The 20,185-nt window shown below is 73.0% G+C and carries 17 protein-coding genes; 10 read left to right on the forward strand and 7 right to left on the reverse strand.

The features are described 5' to 3' along the window. Nucleotides 1-3 precede the first annotated feature (3 nt). The gene (locus CFP65_RS36905; protein ID WP_104820257.1) at nt 4-924 is read left to right on the forward strand and encodes an NADP-dependent oxidoreductase; all 921 of its coding nucleotides are present in this window, start codon (nt 4-6) and stop codon (nt 922-924) included. A gap of 190 nt (nt 925-1,114) precedes the next feature. Further along, a complete protein-coding gene (locus CFP65_RS36910; protein WP_104821394.1) occupies nt 1,115-2,104 on the forward strand; it encodes a LacI family DNA-binding transcriptional regulator in 990 nt (329 codons plus the stop codon). A 19-nt stretch (nt 2,105-2,123) separates the two neighbouring features. Here the strand turns inward: CFP65_RS36910 and CFP65_RS36915 are convergent, their stop codons facing one another. Together CFP65_RS36915 and CFP65_RS36920 are read right to left on the reverse strand one after the other, a co-directional pair. Further along, the gene (locus CFP65_RS36915) at nt 2,124-2,681 is read right to left on the reverse strand and encodes a hypothetical protein (RefSeq protein WP_104820258.1); all 558 of its coding nucleotides are present in this window, start codon (nt 2,679-2,681) and stop codon (nt 2,124-2,126) included. Nucleotides 2,682-2,902: 221 nt separating this feature from the next. Next, a complete protein-coding gene (locus CFP65_RS36920; RefSeq protein WP_104820259.1) occupies nt 2,903-3,832 on the reverse strand; it encodes a pirin family protein in 930 nt (309 codons plus the stop codon). Nucleotides 3,833-3,944: 112 nt separating this feature from the next. Between CFP65_RS36920 and CFP65_RS36925 the strand changes: the two genes are divergently transcribed. The 3 genes from CFP65_RS36925 to CFP65_RS36935 all read left to right on the forward strand — a co-directional run bounded on the left by CFP65_RS36925 (nt 3,945) and on the right by CFP65_RS36935 (nt 6,552). Further along, nucleotides 3,945-4,448, forward strand: a complete 504-nt coding sequence (locus tag CFP65_RS36925; RefSeq protein ID WP_371682502.1) for a carboxymuconolactone decarboxylase family protein — start codon at nt 3,945-3,947, stop codon at nt 4,446-4,448. Between the two features lie 118 nt (nt 4,449-4,566). Beyond that, nucleotides 4,567-5,709 (forward strand): protein kinase, encoded by a 1,143-nt coding sequence (locus CFP65_RS36930; protein ID WP_158702554.1) that lies wholly within the window; start codon nt 4,567-4,569, stop codon nt 5,707-5,709. A gap of 225 nt (nt 5,710-5,934) precedes the next feature. Further along, nucleotides 5,935-6,552, forward strand: coding sequence for a JmjC domain-containing protein (locus CFP65_RS36935; RefSeq protein WP_104820261.1), 618 nt, complete (start codon nt 5,935-5,937; stop codon nt 6,550-6,552). Here CFP65_RS36935 and CFP65_RS39510 read toward each other — a convergent pair. Beyond that, the gene (locus tag CFP65_RS39510; protein ID WP_158702555.1) at nt 6,524-6,700 is read right to left on the reverse strand and encodes a hypothetical protein; all 177 of its coding nucleotides are present in this window, start codon (nt 6,698-6,700) and stop codon (nt 6,524-6,526) included. The genes CFP65_RS36935 and CFP65_RS39510 overlap by 29 nt on opposite strands. Nucleotides 6,701-6,722: 22 nt before the next feature. Continuing rightward, entirely contained in the window at nt 6,723-9,512 is a 2,790-nt protein-coding gene (locus CFP65_RS36940; RefSeq protein ID WP_158702556.1) for a DNRLRE domain-containing protein, read from the reverse strand. Between the two features lie 213 nt (nt 9,513-9,725). Between CFP65_RS36940 and CFP65_RS36945 the strand changes: the two genes are divergently transcribed. Then, on the forward strand, nt 9,726-11,063 hold the full coding sequence (locus CFP65_RS36945; protein WP_104820263.1) for a lanthionine synthetase LanC family protein: 1,338 nt from the start codon (nt 9,726-9,728) through the stop codon (nt 11,061-11,063). 98 nt (nt 11,064-11,161) lie between these two features. After that, nucleotides 11,162-13,138, forward strand: a complete 1,977-nt coding sequence (locus CFP65_RS36950) for a transglycosylase domain-containing protein (RefSeq protein WP_104820264.1) — start codon at nt 11,162-11,164, stop codon at nt 13,136-13,138. Here CFP65_RS36950 and CFP65_RS36955 read toward each other — a convergent pair. Then, the gene (locus CFP65_RS36955; protein ID WP_371682503.1) at nt 13,128-14,405 is read right to left on the reverse strand and encodes a hypothetical protein; all 1,278 of its coding nucleotides are present in this window, start codon (nt 14,403-14,405) and stop codon (nt 13,128-13,130) included. The two genes, CFP65_RS36950 and CFP65_RS36955, sit on opposite strands and share 11 nt — an antisense overlap. A 173-nt stretch (nt 14,406-14,578) precedes the next feature. On the opposite strand from CFP65_RS36955, the gene CFP65_RS36960 reads away from it, so the two are divergent. The 3 genes from CFP65_RS36960 (at nt 14,579) to CFP65_RS36970 (ending at nt 17,760) form a co-directional block, all read left to right on the forward strand. Beyond that, nucleotides 14,579-15,208, forward strand: a complete 630-nt coding sequence (locus CFP65_RS36960) for a SigE family RNA polymerase sigma factor (RefSeq protein ID WP_104821397.1) — start codon at nt 14,579-14,581, stop codon at nt 15,206-15,208. Then, nucleotides 15,198-16,523, forward strand: a complete 1,326-nt coding sequence (locus tag CFP65_RS36965) for a hypothetical protein (protein WP_104820265.1) — start codon at nt 15,198-15,200, stop codon at nt 16,521-16,523. The genes CFP65_RS36960 and CFP65_RS36965 overlap by 11 nt, the downstream gene beginning before the upstream one ends. Nucleotides 16,524-16,650: 127 nt before the next feature. Beyond that, the gene (locus CFP65_RS36970; protein WP_104820266.1) at nt 16,651-17,760 is read left to right on the forward strand and encodes a glycoside hydrolase family 19 protein; all 1,110 of its coding nucleotides are present in this window, start codon (nt 16,651-16,653) and stop codon (nt 17,758-17,760) included. 228 nt (nt 17,761-17,988) lie between these two features. On the opposite strand, the gene CFP65_RS36975 is transcribed toward CFP65_RS36970, so the two are convergent. Together CFP65_RS36975 and CFP65_RS36980 are read right to left on the reverse strand one after the other, a co-directional pair. Beyond that, complete coding sequence (locus CFP65_RS36975) at nt 17,989-19,176, reverse strand: sensor histidine kinase (RefSeq protein WP_104820267.1); 1,188 nt, start codon at nt 19,174-19,176, stop codon at nt 17,989-17,991. Further along, nucleotides 19,173-19,850: a response regulator transcription factor gene (locus CFP65_RS36980; protein ID WP_104820268.1), complete on the reverse strand. Its 678-nt coding sequence runs from the start codon at nt 19,848-19,850 to the stop codon at nt 19,173-19,175. The genes CFP65_RS36975 and CFP65_RS36980 overlap by 4 nt, the downstream gene beginning before the upstream one ends. Nucleotides 19,851-20,185 lie beyond the last annotated feature (335 nt).

Below are 20,185 nucleotides of genomic sequence, written 5' to 3' on the forward strand. Positions count from 1 at the left end.
GACATGCGAGCGGTGACCTACGACTCCTACGCCTCGGACAACTCCGGGCTGCGCTACCACGAGGTGCCCGATCCGAAGGTGGGCCCGGGCCAGGTGCTGATCCAGGTGCGGGCCGCCTCGGTCAACCCGGTCGACTGGAAGGTCATGGCCGGTGGTCTGGACGCCATGATGGACACCGTCTTCCCCGTCGTGCCGGGCTGGGACGTCGCGGGCGTGGTCGTCCGGACCGGCCCCGACACACCGGAGTTCTCGCCGGGCGACGAGGTGATGGCGTACGCCCGCAAGGACGTGGTGCAGGCCGGCACCTTCGCCGAGTACGTCGCGGTGGCCGCCCCGGCGGTGGCGCACAAGCCCGCCGCGCTCGACTGGGCGCAGGCGGCCGGGCTGCCGCTCGCCGGTCTCACCGCCCTGCGCTGCCTGGACCAGCTCGCCGTCGGCCCGGCCGACGTGGTCCTGGTGCACGGTGCGGCCGGCGGTGTGGGCAGCCTGGCGGTACAGCTCGGCCGCGACCGCGGGGCCCGGGTGATCGGCACCGCCTCCGAGCGCAACCACGCGTACCTCCGCGACCTGGGCGCCGAGCCGGTGACCTACGGGGACGGCCTGGCCGAGCGGGTCCGGGCACTGGCACCCGACGGCGTGTCGGCCGTCGCGGACTTCGTCGGCGGCCAACTGGAGACGACGCTCGCGGTCCTGGCGGAAGGCGGCCGCCACGTCTCCGTCGCCGACCCGACGGTGTCCGGGCACGGCGGCCACTGGATCTGGGTCCGCCCGGACGGCGGCAAGCTCGCCGAGCTCGCCGCGGCAGCCGACCGCGGAGCCCTCACCGTGGAGATCGCCCGCACCTTCCCGCTGGAACAGACCGGCGAGGCGTTCGACGCCAGCCGCACCGGTCACACCCGCGGCAAACTCGTCATCGTGCCCTGACGGGCTCCCCGTGGCGGGTGGGGGGTTGGTCTCTGTCGCTCCGCTCGCTGTCACTCCGGTCTCTGTCGCTCCGGTCTCTGTCACTCCGGGTGGTATCCGGTGGGTCTTGGTCGCGTAGTGTGGTGGGCAGTCGAGGAGGGGGTCGGGTGTGGGTGGCGACAGTGTCGGGGCGGAGCAGCGTCTGCCGGTGATGGCGGATGTGGCGAAGCTGGCGGGGGTGTCGCATCAGACGGTGTCGCGGGTGTTGAACGGTGCTCCGCATGTGCGGTCGCAGACGCGGGAGCGGGTGTTGGCGGCGATCCGGGAGTTGGACTACCGGCCGAATTCGGCGGCTCGTGCGTTGGTGACGCGGCGTTCGCAGACGTTGGGTGTGGTGAGTTTCGACTCGACGTTGTACGGGCCGGCGTCGATGCTGGACGGGATCGAGCGGGCGGCGCGCAGTGCCGGGTATTTCGTGAGTGTGACGAGTCTGCGGTCGCTGGACGGGCGTTCGGTGCAGGAGGCGGTGGACCGGTTGCGTGACCAGGGGGTGGACGGGGTGGTGGTGATCGCGCCGCAGACCTCCGCGGTGAGCGCGGTGGGGCGGCTGTCCACCTCGGTGCCGGTGGTCGCGGTCGGCTCGGGTGACCAGACCCGGGTGCCGATGGTGTCGGTGGGCAACCGGGCCGGCGCGCAGACGGCCACCCGGCACCTGCTCGACCTGGGCCACCGCACCGTCCACCACCTGGCCGGGCCGGCCAACTGGCTGGAGAGCCAGGACCGCGAACAGGGCTGGCGCCAGACCCTGCAAGCGGCCGGCGCACCCGTGCCGGCGGTGGAACGCGGCGACTGGAGCGCCCGCTCCGGCTACCAGGCCGGCCTGCGCATCGCCGAACAGGCCGCCGTCACCGCCGTCTTCTGCGCCAACGACCACATGGCCCTGGGCCTGCTGCGCGCCCTCCACGAGGCCGGCCGCCCCGTCCCCGACGACATCAGCGTCACCGGCTTCGACGACATCCCCGAAGCCGCCTACTTCATCCCACCCCTCACCACAGTCCGCCAGGACTTCCCCGAACTCGGCCGCCGCGCCCTCGAACTCCTCGTCGAACAACTCGAAAACCAACCCACCCCCCACACCCAACTCCACCTCACCCCCGAAATCGTGCTACGCCGTAGTGTGGGACCCGCCAAACGCCCCTGAGACGTGTGCTGGTGCGGGGTCAGCTGGTGAGCGTCCCGATCAGGATCGAGGTCCACCAGGCGACCTGCGACACGACTGCTGCTGCGGAGGCCCGCCACAGGTACGACGCGGGCAGGTCCCGCCAGGTGCTCGCCGCGGTCGTGGCGGGAAGCGTGGTGCGCAGCCGGTGGGCGAAGACGCCGTTGAGCGCTGCGACCAGAGCCGCAGTCAGGTTGACCGCCGTCCAGCGGTCGCCGAAGTCCGGCCGCAGGGCGGTGCCGGAGACGGCGAGGCCGAGGAAGCCGCTCCAGATCAGCCACTCCGCACGGGCGGAGAAGGCGAGCAGGGTCGCCAGCCTGGCGCGACCCGCCAAAACCGCGAGGCCCATCCCGTCGACGGCGAGCACCGCGCCGAAGCCCACCGCGAGGCTCAGCAGGTGGACGCCGAGCGCCGCCGTTCGAACATCCGGGCCGGGATGCGCCTGCTGGGACACGAGGATGACGGCGTACCAGCCGATGCAGACGGCGGCGACCCGCCGGACGGTTCTGTGCAGGTCGTGGGTGCCGCAGTAGTGGTGATGGGGAGTGTGAGCGTTCACTCCGCGATATTAGCTTAGCCTTGGCTAAGTGGCCATCGGCCCGGTGGGGAGGGCGATTCGGCCGGGGAGAGCCGGAAGACCTGGCGTCACGCGGAGCCGAGGCCGCCTGCGCCGAGGGGCTCGGATCACGTACCCCGAGCTTCTCCGGGGGCCGGGTTCTCGGCGGTCCGCGCCGAAGGCGATGGTGCGGCAGGGCCCGTCCCGGATCTCGTCTCCACAGCTCAGTGCACACGCCCCCGCGGCCTCAGTGGCACGGTCGGCAGCTCCGGTGCGTGCAGCCACGCACCGTCGTACCCGTGCACCTCGCCGAACCGGGGCCCCTGCTGCTCCCACTCCTCGCGGGCCTGGGCGATCTCCTCGGTGGATCGGCCGAGGAAGTTCCACCACATGACGATCCGTTCCTCGAACGGCGGGCCGCCGAGCAGGATCAGGCGGGTGGGGATGGTGCCGGGGTTGGTGAGGGTGAGGGTGGTGGGGCCGGGGGCGAGGTAGCCGAGGTCGGCGGGCTTGAGTGGGGTGGCTGCCATGGTGACCTCGCCCTGGTCGACGAGGAGGCCGTGCTCGAAGGTGGGGTCGATCGCGAGGGTGGTGGCGGCGCCGGGGTGGAGGGTGAGCTCGGCGCCGAGCAGCGGGGTGAAGGTGGGGACGGGGGAGGTGTCGCCGGCCAGGGTGCCGAGGAAGACCCGGGCCTCGCCGCCGTCCAGTGCGACGGGCGCCGGGACGTGGTGGTGGAAGTCGCGCGTGGTGTGGCGGTGCTCGTCCGGCAGCGCCACCCAGAGCTGTACGCCGTGCAGCACGGTGGTCTCGGGGGTGGAGACCTCGGAGTGGCAGATGCCGTGCCCACTGGTCATCAGGTTCACCTCGCCCGGGCGGACGAAGGCGTGCACGCCGAGGCTGTCGCGGTGCTCGATCTCGCCGCTGAACAGCCAACTCACGGTCTGCAGGCCGATGTGCGGGTGCGGGGCGACGTCCATCCCGCCGGTGGCGGCCACGTCGTCCGGGCCGTAGTGGTCGACGAAGCACCAGGCGCCGATCAGGGTGCGGGCCCGCTGCGGCAGGGTGCGGCGCACCGTCATCGCGCGGGGGCCGCCGAGCGGCACGTCCCGGGCGGAGAGGACCTCCACCGGTGGCTGGGTCTCGTTGCTGCTCATGGTGGTGCACGCTCCCGCTCTGCCGGCACGCCGGGGTGGTTCCGTATTCAACTACCATGGTACGGCGAAGTGAGAGCGTGAGCGACGGGCCGGAGGTTCCCAGGTGAGTGCAGTGAGTGCAGTGACCAGCGAGGCGGCAGTGGCCTCGGCGCACCCGCGGGTGTACGTCGACAAGCAGAGCCCGCAGGCGTACCGGGCGCTACTCGGGACGGCCGAGGCGGTCCGCACGGTGGCCGCCGAGGCGGGCCTCGACCGCCGGCTGGTGGAGCTGGTCAACCTGCGGGTCTCCCAGCTCAACGGCTGCGCCTTCTGCCTGGACGCCCACACCAAGGCCGCCGTGAAGGCCGGGGAGACCGTGCAGCGGCTCGGCGTGCTCGCGGCCTGGCGCGACACCGAGGTGTTCACCCCGCAGGAGCGGGCGGCCCTCGCCCTGGCCGAGGCCACCACCCACCCGGCGGACGCCACCGCCCAGGAGTCCGCCTACGCCGTGGCCCGGGCGACCCTGACGGAGGACCAGATCTCGGCCGTGATCTGGGTGGCCGTCACCATCAACGCCTTCAACCGGGTCTCCATCCTCAGCAAGCACCCGGTCCGGCCGGCCGCGCTGCCCCGCTGAGCCCTCGGGTACGTTCCGCCGTTCGCCCCCTCGGGGAGGGCCTTTCCTGAAACGATCCGGCCAGAGCCGGGCCGGGGGCGCGGCGGCGGGATCGGGCATGTGGCGGAAGGGGCTGACGGTGTACCGAGGCGAGGTGCTGGGTGGCAAGTATCTGCTGGAGGCGCTGATCGGCCGGGGCGGCATGGGCGAGGTGTGGTCGGCGCACGACCGGGAGCTGGACCGGCCGGTCGCCGTGAAGATCGTGGACGCGGACCCCGGGTTGACCGCTCGGCTGCGCCGGGAGGCCCGGACGGGTGCCCGGTTGCAGCACGTCGGCATCACCGTCGTGTACGACATCGGAGAGCACCGGGGGCGCCCGTTCTTCGTGATGGAGCTGCTGGCCGGCATCGACTTCCAGGCGCTGATCGAGGCGAGCCCGACCGGTCTGCCGGTCGCACGCGTGGTGGAGCTGACCGCGCCGGTGGCGGACGCGCTGCATCACGCGCACCGGCACGGGGTCGTGCACCGCGACATCAAGCCGGCCAACCTGATGGAGCTGGTCGGCGGCGGCGTGAAGATCTGTGACTTCGGGATAGCCCGCCACGCCGATGCCACCGCAGGCCTCACCGCGCCCGGCACCGTGCTCGGCACGGCCGCCTACATGGCACCCGAGCAGTACGAGGGCAAGGACACCGGACCGGCCGGCGACCTGTACTCCTTCGGCGCCACCCTGCACGCGCTGCTCGTCGGCGGCCCGCCCTTCCCGGGCCCGTCGCTGCCCGCCTTCATGCGCCAGCACCTCACCCAGCCCCCGGCCCGCCTCACCGAACTCCGGCCCGGCATCCCCGCCGAGCTCGAACGGCTGGTCCTGGCGCTGCTCGCGAAGGACCCGGCCGACCGGCCCGTATCCGCCGCCGAGGCGAGCGACACGCTCAGGGCGGTCGCCGAGGGCCTGCGCCGGTCGGCGCTCTCGCCCGCGCCCCCGCCTTCGACGGACCGGGCCCGGCTCCTGCCGCTGCCACCGGCGCGGGAGGAGGCGCTCCGTTCCACGGCCGGTGACGTCTCCACCGAGGTCGAGTTCGTCAACCGGCGCAGCGAGACCGTACGGATCCACTGGCTCGACTACCAAGGCTCCCGCATCTTCTACCTGCAACTGGAGCCGGGCCAGTCCTACGTCCAGCAGACCTACGTCTCACATCCCTGGATCGTCACGGACACGGCGGCGACCCCGCTCGCGATCTTCCTGCCGACCGCAACGCCGAGCCGGGCCACCGTCTACTGACCGGGTCGGGCCGGTGGGTGGTATGCCGTCGAGTGGCTGGTCTGTCCCGGTTTCGGAAATTCGCATGCTGATTCCGGTTACGAAAGATCTGTTGACGACCCTGTGGGCCGGGACAAGACCGTGTCGCGGTCCCGCTCGATGCGAGGGGTGGCCCACTTGCCCTTCCCGCCGCGCTGACCGTGCACGCCTTCCACGCCTTCCACGCCGGGCAGTGGGAGCGCCAGCGTGACCTTCTTCGCGCCCCTGTGGGAGCCCACCGGGTTGCCGCTCTCGGGGGCCATCACCAGGCTGTTCCACGGCAATGACGAGCACACCCCGGTCGGCGTGCACAAGGACCGTTTCGCGACCTTCATGTTCGCGCTGGAGGGCCGCAAGCGGATGCGGTTCTGGCGGCAGCGGCCGTGGACCGAGCCGGTCACCACCGTGCTTGACTACCAGCCGTACCTGGAGAGCTCGTTCACCGCCGAGCCCGAGCCCGGCGACCTGTTGTACTGGCCCTGCGCCTACCACCACGTGGGCGAGAGTGTGGGCGGCGGCTCCGCGACCAGCGTCAACGTCGGCGTGCCGCGGGAGGCGCACCGCGCCGTGTACGACGTGGACGACCTGCTGCTCGGCCGGACGGCGGACGCGATGGTGGATCCGGACGCGGGCCTGGTGCGGCCGCCCGCCGTCACCGCCCCGCTCTCGGTGCCCCAGCCGTCGGCGGATGGCGCGCTGTCCGAGAGAGTTTCCGGGCGCTGCGCCGGGAGGGGTGACCGAGCATGCGAGGTGCCCACGGACGGTGGTCCGTGGGCACCTCGCATGCGTCAGCCGGTCACCGCCGCTCGCGCGAGCGACGGTTGAGGGCGTACCGCCAGGCCCGGTCGGAGGCCGTCCCGGTCGCCAGCGCGGCGGGGCCGGCCACGTACCAGGGCAGGCCGAGCCAGAGGCAGGGGCCGAGGGCTGCGGCGAGGGCCAGCAGGTTCAGCCACCAGGGTGTGCGGACGGGCATGGCGGGGCTCCTCGGGACGGGCCTAGCGGCAGTTCTTGTCGCTGACCTTGGTCAGCTTGCCGTTGCGGGGGCTGAGCCTGGTCTGGTAGCAGCCGTTGGGGGAGAGGTTCCAGTAGGCGATCTCCTTGAGCCACTTGACCAGGTTGGTCCAGGCGTTGACCCCGACCGCGCCGCAGATCATCTTGCCCAGGCCGAGGATCTTGGCGGGCAGCTTGGCCGCGGTGCAGCCGTACAGCCAGCCGCCCCAGCCGGCCGAGACCGCCGCCATGCCCCAGGCCTTCCACTCCACGCCACGGGCGTTGAAGTAGATGCCCATGCCGAAGGAGAAGCGCGGGTCGGCGACCACCGGGAAGGCGGTGCCGGCGTCGAACTCGACCACCTGGACGAGCTTGTTGCCCTCCACCCGGTAGGAGGTGGGCACCGCCTTGCCGTTGGCGTCCCGGGCCCAGGGGGCGTCGATCACGCCGTGGGTGACGGGGGCCTCGTCCGTGCCGGAGGTGATGGCGACGGTGCCGCTCTCGGAGGGGGTGAGCACGGCGCCCGGCGGCAGCTGCACCGTGGAGGTGAACTGGTGCGGCGCACTGGCGTTCTTGATCACCTGGAAGGTGCGGGCACCGCCGTCCAGGGTCGGCTGGGCGACCGTGTCCACCGGTCCTGCGGGGTCGGCGTACACCACGTTGCCGTTGAGCGCGACGCCGCGCGGCTGGGCGGTGGGCAGGCCCATCGCCATGCTGCCGCTGCCGGTGGAGCTGACGCTGATCGCGTCAGCGGTGCCCCACGGAACGCCGACGGTGTTGGTGCCGTTGGCGGCGATTGCCGCGTACTTGGCGTCGCTGGTGGTGGCCGGGGTGATGTCGGCCGCGTCCAGCGCGGAGTTGACGGCCGCCAGGGTGCGCAGCTCGGGGGTGAGCTGCAGGCCGGTGTCCACGGTGAAGGTGACGGGCTCGGACCAGCCGTTGGCCCAGTGGGTGCCGTCCTGGGTGGTGGTGCGGAAGGTGTAGGACTTCCCGTCGGCCAGCTTGCCCGCCGGGACGACCAGCTTGGAGGTCTCGCCGGTCGGCACCGGCGGGGCCGTGAGGGTGGTGACCACGGCGCCGGTGGCGGCGTCGGAGATCTCGTAGGTGCCGGTGACCTGGTCGTCGTGGTTGGCGTCCTCCGGGGTGAACCGCAGGGTGGGCGTGGTGGTGTTCACCTTGAACACGCCGCCCTGGGCGAAGTACGGCGGGCCGGCCTGGAGGTTGCTGCCGTTGCGCGGGCGGTAGTTGTAGCTGACGGTCAGCTGCGGGATCTGCTCGGCGGTGGACTCCGAGGAGTAGAAGCGCTTCCAGCCGTAGGTGTCGTTCTCGTCGGCGGCCTTGATCGCGATGCTGCCGGTCTGCGCCTTGGCGCTGGACCAGGTCTGGGCCAGGCGGGTCAGGTCGGCGGTGACCCAGCCCGGGCCCTTGGCGCAGTTCGGGCCGCGGGTCTCGGTGGAGGTGGTCGCCTTCTCCAGCAGGGCCGGCTGGTTGGTCCACCGGGTGTTGGTGTCACCGCCGTTCGCGGCCCAGACCTCCCAGGGCCGGCTCTCGCAGGACCAGGAGTGGTAGTTGAACAGCGACAGCTGCGCCTTGCTGACCAGCGCGTCGGCGAAGACCGAGGTGTCCCAGGTCAGGAAGGAGCGGGCGACGCGCTTGCGCTTCTTCGCGGTGTCCGCCCAGTCGCCCGGCCAGCCGAGCTTGAGGTCGGTGTTGGCCGACTGGTCGGTGGTGTCGCCCTCCTGCACGAAGGTGTCGAAGAGCGAGCCCAGCGCGTCGGTGGCCGGGTCGACGGTGACCGGGTACTGCGTGGCCGGGTCGGCGAGGAAGGCGCTGTCCGGGGTGAGGGTGAGCTCGACGGTGTCGCCGTCCTGGCGCAGCGTCATCGGCACCGGCACCGAGCGGGTGCGCTCGCCCGAGCGGGGGTCGACCGTGGCGTCCCACATCACGGGGGCGGGCATGGTGGCGACCTGCTCGCCGGAGGCGCGGTCGGTGAAGGCCACCGAACCGTCCGGCTGCTGTTCGGCCTTGAGACCGGGCAGCGAGAGTGGGACGGTCCAGGGCGCCTTGGCCTCGGCGGGGCGCTCCTTGAGCACCAGGTACTGCTCGAAGCCGGTGCGGGTGGCGTCCACCACCAGGTCGGCCCCGGGGACGGCCTGCGGGTAGGTGGCCCGGTGGCCGTCGAGGACGGGCGCCGGCAGGCCGCCCTTCCACTGCACGGCCATCCGGCGCTCGCCGACGCCCAGGGTGATCAGGTCGCGGTTCTCGCTGCGGGGCGCGGCGGCCGCGGCGGCCACCGAGCGGGCCTTGGCCCCGCCGGAGCCGGCCAGCTTCAGCTCGCCCGGGTGGGCCTCGGCGGCCACCGTGCCGTCGGCCTGACGGTGCAGGGTGGCGTCGACGTTCACCCACGCGCCGTCGCGCAGCATCCGGATCGGGCCGGAGCTGAAGGTGGTGGTCAGCTTGCCGTCCGGCTCCGCCCAGGTGGTGGAGGTCTCGGTGCGGCGCTCCAGCACCTCGACCCGGCGCTGCCCGGCGGCCGCGGCGGCCAGCGCCGCCTCGGCCGAGTGCGCCTCGGTGACGAGGCCGGGGCGCGGGCCGGGGGCGGAGGTGGTGTTCGCCATGCTCTCCCCGGCCATGGCGGACGTGGGCGCGGGCGCCGGAGCGGCCAGCGCGGGGACGGCCGACCCGAGCAGGGCCAGCGAGGTCAGCGCGGCGAGGCCGCCGTAGGCGAGCAACTTGCCGGGCCGGCCTGGGGTGTGACGGCCACGCGGGGCGGGCGTGGGTGGTGCGTGGTGCATGGACGAAGGGATCCGATCTGGTGCGGAAGCGGACACAACTGCCAAGACCGTAGCCCGGCCGTAGCTCCGGGTAATCGGCTGGTATCGGTACGGAGACGGCAAATCGCCCATAAGGGCACAGTGTATTGCGTCACATATACGTTCACTTTGCTCTTGCTTTACCTGATGAAAATGAATCAGGTATTCGCTCGACTTCGGGAGTAGCCTGGCGCGATGGCTGAGAGCGATGTGTACCGCGAGACGGGTGAGGCGGCCTGGGCCTGGGTGCTCGGGCAGGTGCGGGAGGAGGACGGGCCCTGGCTGGCCGAGCGGGTGGTCGAGGGCGAGCCGCAGGCGGAGCCGGCCGCCGACCGGGACTGCCTGTACGCCGGGATCGGCGGGCTCGCGCCGGTGCTCGCCGAGATCGCCCGGTGCCGGCCCCTGGAGCCGGCGGAGCGGGAGCTCGCGGCGGGGATCGTGGCCCGGCTCTCCCGGACGGCGGCCACCCGCACCGAGCCCTCCCTCTACGACGGGCTGGCCGGGGACGCGACGGCGCTGCGGCTGCTCGCCCCCGGCACCGAGGCGATCGCGCTGCGCCGCCTCACCGAGCTGATGACCCCGGACGGTTGGGACACCACCCTCGACCTGGAACCCGGCTACCGGGGGCCGGTGCTCGACCTGGTCGCCGGGACGGCCGGGGTGATGCTGGCGGCGCTGTGGACCGGCGGCGAGCAGGCCCGGGCCGTGCTGGAGACGGGCGGCGAATCGCTGCTGCGCACGGCCGACCGCACCGAGGGCGGGCTGGACTGGGGCATGATCCCGGGCGCGCCGTCCAGGTGCCCGAACTACGCCCACGGCACCGCCGGGATTGCCACCGCGCTGGCCCTGGCCGGAGCCGAGCTCGGCCGGCCCGAGTTCGTGGAGGCCGCCGTGCTGGGCGCCCGGCACCTGCTGGCCGTCGGCTCCACCGCCGACGGCGGCTTCGTCGTGCCGCACACCATCCCGCCCTCCACCCGCGAGGTGGAGCCGGTGACGTACACCTGGTGCCACGGGCCCGCCGGCACCTCGCACCTGTTCGCGGCGCTGGCCCGGGCCGGGGTACAGGAGGTCGGCGGCTTCGGCACCGAGGAGCTGCGGCGCAGATGCCTGCACTCGGTGCTCGCCTCCGGCCTGCCGGAGCGGCTGCGGCCGGGGTTCTGGGACAACGACGGCCGGTGCTGCGGCACGGCCGGCGTCGGCGACATCCTGCTGGACGCCGCCCAGGCGGCCTGGGCCGACGGGCAGGAGGCGAGGGCCGCCCTGCTGCTGCGCGGGGCGCACACCATGGGCGAGGCGCTGCTCGAACGGGCCGTCCGCGACCAGGGCGGTGCCCGCTGGCAGTTCCTGGAGCACCGTCAGGACCCGCCGCTGCTGCCGCCCAACACCTCCTGGATGCAGGGCGCGGCCGGCATCGCGGCCTACCTGCTCCGGCTGGCCCGGGTCACCGCCGAGGGCCTCACCGCCCCCGTGGTGGACCGTCCGGACCAGTGGTGGGCCGTGCCCGCCGGCCTGCGGACCGTCCGCACCGGCTGAGCGGGCCCGGAGCCGCCGTCGGCGACGGATGAAACGGGATCCCCCGGTCGACTCGTCTAGGAAGGAGACGAACGACTGTCCGAAACAGTGGGGGACGCATGCCAGCCAGCACCCGTGACCGCGCAGCGCGGCGGAGCCCGGGCCGTACCGGCCTCCGCCGCCTGCTGCCCTCCCGTCGATGGCTGCCCTCCTGGCGCCGCCTGCTGCTGACGGTGCTGGTCGGCCTGGCCGGGCTGGCCGGGGTCACCTTCCACGCCTACCGGGCCACGGAGATCCCCGTCGACCTCAAGGCCTTCGCCACGCAGCAGAACAACGTCTACTACTGGGCCGACGGCACCGAGATGGCCCGCACCGGCGAGGTCAACCGGGAGGACGTGCCGCTGAGCCGGGTGCCCGAGGGCGTCCAGGCGGCGGTGGTGGCGGCCGAGAACGAGAGCTTCTACACGGACCAGGGGGTCGACCCCAAGGGCCTGCTGCGGGCGGTGTACGCCATCGCCACCGGCGGCGAGACCCAGGGCGGCTCCACCATCACCCAGCAGTACGTGAAGAACGCCTACCTGAACCAGAAGCAGACGATCGGCCGCAAGGTCACCGAGATGTTCATGGCGGTGAAGCTCGACGGGAGGCTGAGCAAGCAGCAGATCCTGGAGGGCTACCTCAACACCAGCTGGTTCGGCCGGGGCGGCTACGGCATCGAGCGGGCGGCCCAGGCGTACTACGGCAAGGACGTCTCCCAGCTCGACCCCAGCCAGGGTGCCTTCCTGGCCTCGCTGCTCAAGGGCGCCGGGCTGTTCGACCCGGCGGTGAGCCCGGAGAACCACCAGCGAGCGGTGGAGCGCTGGAGCTGGATCCTGGACCGGATGGTCAAGACCGGCAAGCTCTCCGCCGCCGAGCGGGCCCGCTACACCACCTTCCCCGAACCCCAGGCACCCCCGGCCGCGGCCGGCCTGCGAGGCCAGACCGGCTACCTGGTCGACCTGGCCCGCAAGTACGTGACCTCGCACACCGGCATCACCGACGCCCAGCTCGACCTCGGCGGCTACCAGATCCGCACCACCTTCGAGCGCCCGGCCGAGACCGCCCTGACCGGCGCCGTGCAGGAGGCCACCGGCCGGCTGAAGGCCGACGCGGGGCTCCGGGTGGGGGCCGCCTCGGTGGCCGCCGACGGCCGGGTGCTCGCCGTCTACGGTGGCCCGGACTACCTCAAGCAGGGCTACGACAACGCCAATTCGGCCCTGGTGCCGGCGGGCACCGCCTTCACCCCCTTCGTCTACGCCGCCGCCCTCGCCCAGGGCACCCAGCGTCAGCCGGACGCGGCCCGGCGCACCACCGTCTCCCCGGGCACCACCTACGAGGGCGAGGACCGGGCCGCGATGCAGACCGCCGTCGGCCCGTACTGGGACCGCAACGGGAAGATCGTCAAGGGCCTCAACGACGGCGGCCGGTCCTTCGGGAAGATCACCCTGCAGGAGGCGGTGGCGCAGTCGGCCAACAGCGCGCTGGAGCAACTCGGCCTGGACGTCGGCCTGGAGCGGGTCCGCAAGACCGCCACCGCGCTGGGCCTGCTGCCCGACAGCCTGGGCCCGCAGGTGCCGGAGTTCGCCCTCGGCAACTCCACGCCGAGCGCCCTGCGGATGGCCGCCGCCTACGGCACCTTCGCCGCCGGGGGCCTGCACGCCGACCCGTACACGGTGCAGCGGATCACCCGCAACGGCACCGACCTCCCGCTCGCCAAGCCGGCCCCGGCCCGGGCGCTGAGCCCGGAGGTGGCCGGCCAGGTCGACGCGGCCCTGACCGAGGCCGTCCGGCACGGCACCGCCACGGGCGCCCAGCTGCCGGGCCGCCCGGCCGCCGGGAAGACCGGCACCACCCACGAGAACACCGCCGGCTGGTTCGTCGGCTACAGCGGCGGGCGGTCCACCGCCGTCGCGGTGTTCCGCCTGGACGCGCACAGCGTCCAGGCCCTGCCGCTGGACGGGCAGGGCGACCCGGCCAAGTCCCCGGCGGCGAACTCCCTGCCGGTGGACGTCTGGAGCAGCTACGAGAAGGCCCTGCCGGCCGCCGTCAGCCCTTGACGAAGGAGGCCCAGTCCGGCTCCTGGCCAGGATCCAGCGTGCGCAACTTGGCCAGGACGGACGGGTCCTGGACGTCCATCCAGTCGGCGAGCTCCTTGAACGAGACGCAGCGCACGTCCGGCTTGGTGCAGACGGTGCGCATCACGTCCTCGACGGCCTTCATGTAGATCCCGTCGTTCCAGGTCTCGAAGTGGTTGCCGATGAACAGCGGTGCCCGGCTGCCGTGGTAGACCCGCTCGAAGCCGTTGAGGTAGCCGTCCTGGGCCTCCTGCTGCCAGCTGCGGAACTTCGAGGTGTCGTGCGAGAGGTTGCCGTTCGACTGGTTGGCCAGGAAGTTGAAGTCCATCGAGAGGACCTGGAAGTCCTGGTCCGGGTAGGGGAGTTGCTGGAGCGGGAAGTTCCAGACCCCGCCGCTCTTGGCGGGCCAGATCTGGAAGTCGCCCGGTGAGCTGGCGTCGTAGCGCCAGCCCAGCTGCTTCTCCACCGGGAGCAGGTTCTGCCGGCCCTCCAGGCAGGGCGCCCGGCCGCCGACCAGCTCCTTGCGGTAGTCGAAGGGCAGGGGCGGGAGGTCCTGGTACCCGGTGTTGGTCTTCCAGTTCTCCACGAAGGAGTAGGCCTGCCGGGTCTCCTCCTGCCAGTCCGCGCTGCTCCAGTCCTTGCCGCTGCCCGGGGTGGGCGCGCAGAAGTGCCCGTTGAAGTGGGTGCCGATCTCGTCGCCGTCCGCCCAGGCCCGGCGCAGCTGGGCGAGGGTGTCCTTGATGTGCTGGTCCGTCGGGAAGTCGATGGCCGAGCTGCCCGCCCCGTGCTGCGGCGGGTGGTAGAGCGTGCGCTTGGACTTGGGCAGCAGGTACAGCCCGGTCAGGAAGAAGGTCATCTGGGCGTTGCTCTGCTCCGCCACGTCGAGGAAGTGCGAGAACAGGTGGTCGTCGCCCTCCAGCGCGCCATCCCAGGAGAAGACCACGAACTGCGGCGGCTGCTCACCGGGCTTCAGCTTCTGCGGCACCGGCTGCTTGGGCGCCGGGCCGGTGTCGGCGGTGGAGCCGTCGCCGATCACGTGCACCTGGCCGTCCCAGGTCGGGGTCGGTGTCGGGGTCGGCGATGGCGATGGCGGCGGGCTGGGGCTCGGTGGCGTGCCCGGGGGCGTGGCGCGGGCGGCCACCGGCCGGGTGGCCGGCTCCGGGCCGGCGGGGACCAGCGCGAAGGCGAGCGCCGTCGCTATGCCGCCGGTCAACAGCAGGGTGGTTCGCCGAGTGGTTCGCACCGTCACAACCTCGTTCCTGGAAGGGATACCCCGTTCCGGAGAGACGACGTGGGGTGCCCGATCCGTGGCAGCGGAGGGGCAGTGACGATCATCACTAGGCCTGGGAAGATCGAGTTCTGCCAGGTTTTGCAACACTCCGACCTCCCCACTGCGTTCCTAGGACCGTGAAACCAACCGTGATCCCCGATCAGGCCCCACCCGGGCCACCGGCCTTCCCGGACTTCGTCGCGGCCCGCGGCAGCCACCTGCTGAAGACCGCCTACCTGCTGACCCGCGGGGACAGCCACCTGGCCGAGGACCTCGTGCAGGAGACGCTCAGCCGCCTCTACGTCCGCTGGGGCCGGATATCCGGCCTGGAGAACCCGGCCAGCTACGCCCAGACCGTGCTGGCCAACACCTTCCTGACCTACCGCCGGCGGCGCAGCAGCACCGAGCGGGCCACCCACGAGTTCCCCGACATGGCGGTCAGCGACGTCGACCCGACCCTGCGGGTGGCCCTGCTGCGGGCCCTCGCCGAGGCCCCGCCCAAGGACCGCGCCGTGCTGGTGCTCCGCTTCTGGGAGGACCGCACCGTGGCGCAGACCGCCGCCGCGCTGGACATGAGCGAGGCCGCCGTGCGCTCGCGCAGCCACCGGGCGCTCGGGCGGATGCGCGAGCTGCTCGGCAGCAGCCTGACCGACCAGGACGCCGACCTCGCCAGAGCCGCGGCACCTGCGGCACCCGCTGCACCCGCCGCCCCTGCGGCAGCCCGGACCGCCAAGCCGGCGGCAGCCACGACCACGAAGGCGGTACTCGGCCATGCCCACTGACGACCGGACGGACGACTTCCTCGAGGCCAGCTTCGCCGAGGTGCTGCGCCTGGCTGCTGACGGCGCCCCCGCCCTGGGCAGCGAGGCGATGACCTTCGGTGCGACCGTGCGCGGCCGGCGCCGTCAGCGCCGCCGCCGCGCCGCCGCCGTGGGGGCCGCCGCCCTGGCGGTCCTGCTGGTCAGCGGCGGAGCGGCGCTGGCCTGGCAGCCGGCCGGCGCCACCCGGGCCACGGTGGTCGCCCCCGGCGACGCCCCGTCGGCCGGCCCCCGCCCCAGCCGCACTGCCTCGGCCACACCGACCGTGCCGGCCGTGCCGGCCACCGACGTGCAGCTGCTCGACCGGCTGCGTTCGCTGCTGCCCTCCTGGACGCTCAGCGAGCCCACCGGGCACGGCACCGTGCCCACGGCGGACTCCCCGGACACCTTCGCCTCCTACGTCCTCGACGACGGCCACGGCAAGGCCTGGCTCAGGCTGAGCCTGCGCCACAACACCCTCCCGGTGAAGCCGGACGCCCTCGGCTCCTGCCCCGACCCCGTCTCCTCGCCGTACGCCGTCTGCCACCGCACCACGCTCCAGGACGGCTCGACGCTGGTGCTGCTCCAGGACTGGTACTTCCCTGCCCGCGAGCTCGGGGCCAAGCGCTGGTCGGCCGAACTGGACCGGCCCGACGGGACCTCGCTCAAGCTCACCGAGACCAACACCCCGGGGCAGAAGCTGGTCGAGACCACCCGCACCGACCCGCCGCTGACGCCGGCCCAGCTCCAGGGCATCGTCACCGACCCGGGCTGGCGGCCCGCCCTGGCCGCGATCCCCGCCGTGCCGGCGGTCTCCCCGGCCGACATCGCCCGGAAGAGCTTCAACTTCCCGCCGAGCGCGAAGATCCTGGAGGCGATCGCCCCGCTGCTCCCGGACCACCTGGTGGCCTCGGACGCCGGCGGCAGCGACGACTCGGGGGCGCACTTCACGGTGGACGACGGCCGGGGCAAGAGCCTGGTGGAGATCGGGGTCCAGGACTGGAGCGTCTACAAGCCCGGGGTCAGCACCTGGTCCGACGTCACCGAGAGCTTCCAGAACGCCCCGGTCCTGCCGGACGGCACCCGGGTGCTCCGCTCCAGCGACCGCGACTACGCCGGCCAACCGGGCCTGGTCCGCAACGGCATCGACATCCTCCGCCCGGACCACCTCCGCGTCACGATCTGGTCTTACAACACCCCCGCCCAGCCCCAGGCCCCGACCCGCAGCCGGCCGGTCCTCTCGGTCGACCAGCTGCAGGCCCTGGCCACCAACCCGGTCTGGGAGACCGTGAAGGGGTGACGCCCGGCAGCCGGCGGATCGTTCCCGGGGTTCGTTCCTGACCTCTTGACAGGTCTGGACCACTTGGAGTTGAGTGCGCGGCGGGTCCCCCTGCCCTGCCCGTCCTTACCCCCACGAGGAGTGGCACATGAACAAGCGGAACATCGCCGCGCTGCTGTCCGGCGTGCTCGCCGCGGCCGGCCTGGCCGTCGCGGTCCCCGCGACCTCGACGGCGGCCGCGGCCTGCGCGGCACCGTACTCGGCCGCGCAGGTCTACACCGGCGGCACGACCGCCTCGTACAACGGCCACAACTGGGGCGCCAAGTGGTGGACCCAGGGCGAGGCCCCGAGCACCGGCGGCTCCGGGGTCTGGGCCGACCAGGGCGCCTGCGGCGGCAGCGGCCCCTCGCCCAGCCCGAGCGGCACGGCGCCGAGCTGCGACCACCCGGTCTGGGTGGCCGGCACCCAGTACGCCACCGGCGCCGTGGTCAGGTACGCGCCCAACGGCCAGTACTACATCGCCACCCACGACAACCCCGGCTACGACCCGACGATCTCCACCTGGTACTGGAGCCCGTACACCTGCACCGGCGGCGGCACCCCCAGCCCGAGCCCGACCTCGACCGTGCCGAACCCGGGCGGATTCGTGGTCTCCGAGGCGCAGTTCAACCAGCTGTTCCCGAGCCGGAACTCCTTCTACACCTACGCCGGCCTGGTCGCGGCGCTCAGCTCCTACCCGGCCTTCGCCGCCACCGGCTCGGACACGGTGCGGAAGCAGGAGGCCGCGGCCTTCCTGGCCAACGTCAGCCACGAGACCGGCGGCCTGGTGTACATCGTGGAGCAGAACACCGCCAACTACCCCCACTACTGCGACAGTTCGCAGCCGTACGGCTGCCCGGCCGGCCAGGCCGCGTACTACGGCCGCGGCCCGATCCAGCTCAGCTGGAACTTCAACTACAAGGCGGCCGGGGACGCGCTCGGCATCGACCTGCTGGACAACCCCAACCTGGTGCAGACCGACCCGGCCGTCGCCTGGAAGACCGGCCTCTGGTACTGGATGACCCAGAACGGCCCGGGCACCATGACCCCGCACAACGCGATGGTGAATGGCGCGGGCTTCGGCGAGACCATCCGCTCCATCAACGGCTCGCTCGAGTGCAACGGCGGCAACCCCGCCCAGGTGCAGTCCCGGGTCAACGCCTACACCTCATTCGCGGCCGTCCTCGGCGTGCCCACGGGAGGCAACCTGAGCTGCTGACCGGCCGGACGCCGGCGGCAGGGGCACGGCGTCGAGGCGGTGGAGCCGGACGCCGGAGCGCTCCTCGGCGACGGCGACACCGGCTGTGTGAGCGTCGCAGCCGGCCGGCCGGATCGTCAGGCCGCTCGCCAGCGCGCCTTCCGGGTTCGCCCCTCGCAAACCGGCACCGCCGATGGCCATCGGATCCTGGAGCAGGACCGAACCCGGGGGGCCTCCCCGGTCACAGCACTAGGCGCCCAGGCTGAGGGGGAGGCGGAGGTGGAGCTCGAAGCCGCCGGCCGTGGTGGGGGCGGTGGTGAGGGTGCCGCCGAGGAGGGCGGCGCGTTCGCGCAGGCCGGTGAGGCCGTGGCCGCCGGTGGGGAGGTCGGGGTGGGGGAGGCCTGCGGGTGGGGCGGTGTTGTGGACGGTGAGGAGGAGGTGGCCGTCGGCGAGGCGGAGGCGGACGGTGGTGGCGGCGCCGGGGGCGTGCTTGCGGACGTTGGTCAGGGCCTCCTGGACGGTGCGGTAGGCCGTCCGTTCGAGGTGGTCGGGGAGGCGGTGCGGCAGCTCGGCGTCGAGGGTGACGGGCAGGCCGGCGGAGTCCACCAGGGTGGGCAGGTCGGCCAGGGTGGGGCCGTGGTCGCCGACGGCCCGGTACGCCAGGACCAGCTCGCGGAGGTCGTCGAGGGTGGCGACGGCCAGGGTCCGCAGGGTGCCGGCGGCCGCCCTGACGTTCGAGTCCTCGGCCGTGACCTCGAGGGCACCGGCCTGGACGGCGATCAGGCTGGCCTGGTGGGCGACCACGTCGTGCATCTCGCGGGCGATCCGGGCCCGCTCCTGGGCGATGACGGTCTGCTGGTGGAGGGCCCGCTCCTGGTCGCGTAGCACGGCCAACTCCGTTACTCGATCGGAGAGTTCCGTCCTGGTTCGGACGAGCAGCCCGAGCGCGGCCGGGCCGGCGCCGAGGAGGGTGGAGTAGATGAGCTGTTCGGTGAGGTGGTCGACCGAGGTTTGGGCCAGGAGGGCGAGCGGCCAGGGCAGGAAGACGGTGCCGATCACCAGCGAGGTGCCGAGCAGCTTCTGCCAGGTCGGGACGAGGCTGCGGGCGAGGGTGTAGCTGAGCACGGCGGCCGAGACGAAGGCGTCGCCGGTCAGGATGCCGGGGAGCCCGGCCAGCAGGGCCGCGCGCGGGAGGCGTCGGCGGGCGAGCAGCACCGCTGCGGTCAGCAGCGAGAGCCCGAAGGCCGGCCCCGCCGGGCCCGGCGGGAAGCTCAGCACGGTGTCGGTCACGGAGAGCGCGGTCAGCGCGGCGTCGACGGCCAGTCGTCGGCTGGGGGAGCAGTCGGCCCAGGGCAGCAGCCCGGGCGAGGGGGCCGGGGCGGTGGCCGGGGCAGTGGCCTGCGGCGATGGGGTCGCGGCGGTGGGCCGTGGCGTCACAGCTGCTCGGCCTCGGCCAGCAGGCCGGCCCGGTCGGCCAGTACGGCGGCCTGGATCCGGTTCGTCACCCCGAGCTTGGCGACCACGGTGCTGACGTGGTCCTTCACCGTGGTGAGGCGGATGTTCAGCCGTGCCCCGATCTCCGGGTTGGAGAGCCCCTGGGCGAGGAAGGTGAGCACCTCGCGCTCGCGCGGCGACAGCACCTCGTCCAGCTGCCCGGACCGGGCCGCCGCCCGCGGTCGGCCCCCGGCCGCCAGCCGTCTGGCCATCGCGGGGGAGAGGCAGCCCGCGCCCGTGGCCAACGCCCGGACGGCCCGGACCAGTTCGGTCGGCGGCGTGGCCTTGAGGAGGAAGCCGCTCGCGCCGCCGCGGACGGCCTCGGCGAGGTGCTCGTCGGAGTCGAAGGTGGTCAGCACGCCCACCTGGGGCGGGGCGGGCAGCGCCGTCAGCCGGCGGAGCACCGCGAAGCCGTCCATCCCGGGCATCCGGATGTCCAGCAGGACCACGTCGGGGCGCAGGCGGCGGACGATGTCGAGGGCCTCGATGCCGTGGCAGGCCGCCACGACCTCCAGATCGGGGGCGGCACCGAGGATCAGGGCCATGCCGGACCGGACGAGGGCTTCGTCGTCGACCACGAGCACCCGCACCCGGCGGTCGGGAGAGAGCTGTGGCATGTGACATTTTCCCTAGGGTGCAGTGCCGTCCGGGATGCGAACGCCGTGACGTTACCCCAGGTGGGGAAGGTCGCGGAAGCCCCGATCGGCGGGAACAGGGCCGACGAAGGCACCGCCCCCTTCGATGGACCCCCGCCGATCGGCGGGATTTTCCACCGGAATCCCGGAAGGGCAGAGCCCGTATTCGCGCGCGTGCTTCCTTTAAGAAGCCGATCCCCCCACCGACGGGATCCACCGGCGGTGCCGATTCGGCGCCGGCCGTGGAGCGGGCCGGTCGTCTTGTACGTTCTTCCACAGCGCGGTGGCCGGGGGGTGCTGCGACGGGGTTTCTCACT

Source organism: Kitasatospora sp. MMS16-BH015, from assembly GCF_002943525.1.
Taxonomy (GTDB): Bacteria; Actinomycetota; Actinomycetes; order Streptomycetales; family Streptomycetaceae; genus Kitasatospora.

Excerpts from the sequence above, each read along its gene's own strand:
- CFP65_RS36905 (WP_104820257.1), top strand. The coding sequence starts at position 4 with ATGCGAGCGGTGACCTACGACTCCTACGCCTCGGACAACTCCGGGCTG.
- CFP65_RS36910 (WP_104821394.1), top strand. The coding sequence starts at position 1,115 with ATGGCGGATGTGGCGAAGCTGGCGGGGGTGTCGCATCAGACGGTGTCG.
- CFP65_RS36920 (WP_104820259.1), bottom strand. The coding sequence starts at position 3,832 with ATGAGCAGCAACGAGACCCAGCCACCGGTGGAGGTCCTCTCCGCCCGG.
- CFP65_RS39510 (WP_158702555.1), bottom strand. The coding sequence starts at position 6,700 with ATGCCCGTCCGCACACCCTGGTGGCTGAACCTGCTGGCCCTCGCCGCA.
- CFP65_RS36940 (WP_158702556.1), bottom strand. The coding sequence starts at position 9,512 with ATGCACCACGCACCACCCACGCCCGCCCCGCGTGGCCGTCACACCCCA.
- CFP65_RS36945 (WP_104820263.1), top strand. The coding sequence starts at position 9,726 with ATGGCTGAGAGCGATGTGTACCGCGAGACGGGTGAGGCGGCCTGGGCC.
- CFP65_RS36950 (WP_104820264.1), top strand. The coding sequence starts at position 11,162 with ATGCCAGCCAGCACCCGTGACCGCGCAGCGCGGCGGAGCCCGGGCCGT.
- CFP65_RS36965 (WP_104820265.1), top strand. The coding sequence starts at position 15,198 with ATGCCCACTGACGACCGGACGGACGACTTCCTCGAGGCCAGCTTCGCC.
- CFP65_RS36970 (WP_104820266.1), top strand. The coding sequence starts at position 16,651 with ATGAACAAGCGGAACATCGCCGCGCTGCTGTCCGGCGTGCTCGCCGCG.
- CFP65_RS36980 (WP_104820268.1), bottom strand. The coding sequence starts at position 19,850 with ATGCCACAGCTCTCTCCCGACCGCCGGGTGCGGGTGCTCGTGGTCGAC.